Here is a 3363-nt window from a genome sequence, read left to right on the forward strand (position 1 = left end):
AGGACTTGCCTGGGAGATAGTAAAATCTCTTAGAGAGCAGAAAAACAATGACTTTCCGAATACTCAATACTTTTTAGACCTGTTGAGAGAGTACGCCTGTATCCATGACATTAAAAAACCTGGCAGGCTTCACTCCCAGTTTCTCAGGTGGGCCGCAAATGCGGCTGTAAAAGGAAAAATATCAAACTTGATCAGTATACTGCGCTGGTGGGACCCGGCCAATTTCCGGCTGGAGGATTTTGAGCGGTTCAGGCCGGACGGTGGAGACAGGTCTTTTGACAGCCTTGTGGAGCTGGCCATAAGAGGGATTGCAAAAAATATTAAAAAAGAAAATGACCAGTACCATCTTGACTGGGCAACAGAGTTTGTTGGTCAACATTATGATAAATATCCCCACCAGGAATGGTTTCCCCATTATTATTCCAAGCTTTTAATCAAGACCGGCCGGATGGCTCAGGCCAGGGAGCTGCTATTGCCTTTAGTCCGCAAAAAACAAAATGAATTCTGGTCATGGACACATCTGGCCCAGACATATCCCGGTGATAATGATACCAGGCTGTCCTGCCTGTGCAGGGCGTTGCTGTGCCCGGCCAAAGAGGAGAAATACCGGGTCAAGGTTCATGAAGAGCTGGCAGAGATTCTTGTGGAAAAGGAAAAATTGCCTGAAGCCAGATATGAGATAGATACAACCCAAAAAAAGAGCAATACGGGTGGCGGGCTGTGAGCCTCTACAGAAAGCAGGAGTGAAAAGGACATGATCCAGGAAGATATTCTTTATAATTATTCTGAGACAGCCCTGGGCGTATTGCAGGATTACCGCCGCAAACTGGTGCAGGGCCTGGAATCGGAAGGTCTTGAGTCGGAGTACATATCCCATGTTGTGCAAAGATTTCGCATCAGCAGTGATCTGTATTTCTCCCTTCAGCCGGAATACCGGAAATGCCCTGAATCATTTTCCAGGTATTGCAGCGAAAAAGGACTTTCACCGCATCTGGACAGATCTTTGACCAGTCTGCACGGACATGGTTTTCGCCTTTTTGAGCATCAAAAAAAAGCTGTTGAGTCCATTCTGGACAATGTACCCACAGTAATTTCCGCTGGAACAGGCAGCGGCAAGACCGAGTGCTTCCTTATCCCGGTGCTGGAACACTGCCTGACAAGCAAGGACCCAGGCGTCAAGGCCTTGCTGCTCTATCCCATGAATGCCCTGGCCAATGACCAGATGCAGAGAATAGCTCAATTATGCCGTGATATGGATGTCAGCTATGGCCTGCTGACCGGTGCTACTCCAGAAGAACCATTGCCGGAAAAAGGCATTGAAGATGCCAATAGAAAGTATTCCCGCCGGGAAATAACAAAGAGCCCTCCAGATATTCTGCTGACCAACTATGTCATGCTGGAAAGGGTGTTGACCACCGGGAAATGGCACAGCTTAGTTGAATCCTTTGCCCACAGCCTTAAGTATGTTGTCCTGGATGAGCTGCATACCTATCAGGGCAGCAAAGCCGCTCATATTATGCTGCTGCTCAGGCGGCTTCAAAGACGTCTGTCCGGAAAAGCTCTGCTCATAGGATCCAGCGCTACTTTATCAAGTCCGGGCAGAGACAGTGTCGACGGCCAGGAAAGGGAAAAAGAACTTCATGATTATGTCTGCACCATTTTCAGCGTGACCAGGTGCAATATCATAACCCCTGAGCCTGAGCCTCCTTCCAGTGAAATACCCATTGAATGGCCCAGGAAGCCGGAACCTGACCCTGAACTGTTTTCCAGACCTGTGAGCCGGAAGTCCCTGGCAACGATGCTCAAAGATCTCTGCGGTGTCTCACTTGATGGACATGAAGACTTAGACAGCCAGGTTTCTGACAGCTCCCATCCGGTCGAACGTATTGCCAGACATCCATTTATTATGGCTCTTGCTCAAAACCTTAGAGATAATGGAGCCATGAAACTTGCAGAGATAACCCGGATATACAGGGACATCTGTCCATACAGGCTGACCAGTCATGAGGCGACAGAGCACGTAAGGGCCTGGCTTTTCCTGATAAACTGCATGGACTCTTTTAGGATGAAAAAGCCGATTCTGGACTTGAGGCTGCATATGTTTATGCGCGCCCTTGCTGGACATCTTTTTTTCTGCCTTAGCTGCGAAACTTATCATCCAGAAGGTTCTGGGGTCTGCCCTGACTGCTCCCTGCCTCTTTTTCCCTCGGACAAAAGAAACATCCACTGCTGCCTGGCCATTGCTGAGTCAGGCAGACTACATCCACTCGAGTTCCAGGAGTTTTATGAAGATAGTGTTTGTGTGCAGATACGCAGGTATACACCTGAGCTTGAACACGCAACAGGAATACTGCGATGCAGAATAGATTTTTCAGCGAAAAACAACGATTCCACGGATTCCCTTGTTTTTTATCAGGACGCTCATGGGGATTACTGTCTGGTGCTGCAGGAAGACAGGGATAAGACGTCCCTGAACAGATTGTTTGTAAATCTGACTGAAAGGCACAAGGCCAATGATTATCTCAGATCTTTGATTTACCGTGTGCTTCAGTATTTACCCGAAAATAAGCGCAAGCTGCTGGCATTTATTGATGACCGGGAAGGTGTTTCACACAATTCTTCAATACTGCGGGACGAGTTCGCAGCAGACTTCCTCGAACAACTTCTGGTCAATTTATACCCTGATGCCACCGCACAATGCTCTATCCTGCAAGCCCTGAACACCTTGTGCCTCTATTCAGCAAGTCCCGGCAGCGAATCTGTGTTTACCGTCCAGGAACTTGAGATCCTGGATGAAGTCGAACTCTGGTTTTTGAGATTTATCAAAAAACCTCAGGATACTTCTCAGGGAAAAAAAGATTTTTTGATGCTCCGGACAGTGTCATCTTTAAGCCCGGTAGAACAAAAAATCCTGAATGTCTTTCTAAAGGAAAGGGCTATAGAGCTTTTTGACATTAAAGCCTGGAAGGACAGCAGTTATATCAAGTACAACAGACACTGGGCTATAAGAAAGCGGCGGATTTATCTGGATGCGGAGCAGGCACCGGTGTCAGAAAGGATAACAGGAATCTCTCTTTCGCAGTATTCCAGAAACCATCACGCTTTCCTGGCAGACCTCGGCAGGTCAGTCCCGGCAGATGCTGACAGCCACCTGAGCGTCTCCGAGGCAGCCAGGGCCGGAGCAGATATTGTCAGGAAAATCATACCGTCCCTGGTTGAAAAAGGTATTGTCCGGGAATTTTCTGATGACGGGAGAAACAGTTATGCCCTTAACCCGGAATACGTTGTGTTTTCACCGGAGTGGATCAATTCCAGGAGAACACGCGCAGGTTCTGATCCAAGAGCAATCATTGTCAGGTATCA

Annotated in this window: 2 protein-coding genes; both read left to right on the forward strand. The window is 47.9% G+C overall.

What is annotated here, in order from left to right; genetic code table 11:
• The coding region (locus QZP87_RS02615; RefSeq protein ID WP_291321362.1) for a hypothetical protein at positions 1-724 on the forward strand (724 nt) is incomplete at its 5' end.
• Between the two features lie 30 nt (positions 725-754).
• On the forward strand, positions 755-3363 hold a 2609-nt coding region (locus QZP87_RS02620; RefSeq protein ID WP_291321363.1), incomplete at its 3' end, for a DEAD/DEAH box helicase.

Origin of the sequence: Desulfonatronospira sp. (genome assembly GCA_003563255.1) — a bacterium.
In the GTDB taxonomy this organism is placed as follows: domain Bacteria; phylum Desulfobacterota; class Desulfovibrionia; order Desulfovibrionales; family Desulfonatronovibrionaceae; genus Desulfonatronospira.